The sequence below is a fragment of the Streptomyces hazeniae genome (genome assembly GCF_031845485.1).
GTDB lineage: Bacteria > Actinomycetota > Actinomycetes > Streptomycetales > Streptomycetaceae > Streptomyces > Streptomyces hazeniae.
Window position 1 is genome coordinate 1 of sequence record NZ_JAVREQ010000251.1, and the last position, 390, is coordinate 390.

The 390-nt window shown below is 70.8% G+C and carries 1 pseudogene; it reads right to left on the minus strand.

Features of this window, described 5'->3' with window-relative positions:
- Positions 1–390: pseudogene (locus RM572_RS29580) on the minus strand (aspartate carbamoyltransferase); the annotation flags it as partial.

Below are 390 nucleotides of genomic sequence, written 5' to 3' on the forward strand. Positions count from 1 at the left end.
GTAGCATCGGCCCCGGGTGCAGCACCACGGCGTTGCCGGGCAGCATGGCCTGGCGCTTCTCCGACAATCCGTAGCGCACCGAGTACTCACGCGCGGACGGGAAGAACGCACCGTTCATCCGCTCGGCCTGAACCCGCAGCATCAACACCGCATCGGCAGCGGGCAGTTCGGCGTCGAGGTCGTGCGACACCGTGACCGGCCAGCCGGACACCCCGACCGGCAGCAGCGTCGGCGGCGCCACCAGCACCACCTCGGCACCCAGGGTCGCCAGCAGCGACACGTTCGACCGGGCCACCCGGCTGTGCAGCACGTCGCCGACGATCACCACACGCCTGCCCTCGATGGAGCCGAGCCGTTGGCGGATGGTCAAGGCGTCGAGCAGCGCCTGGG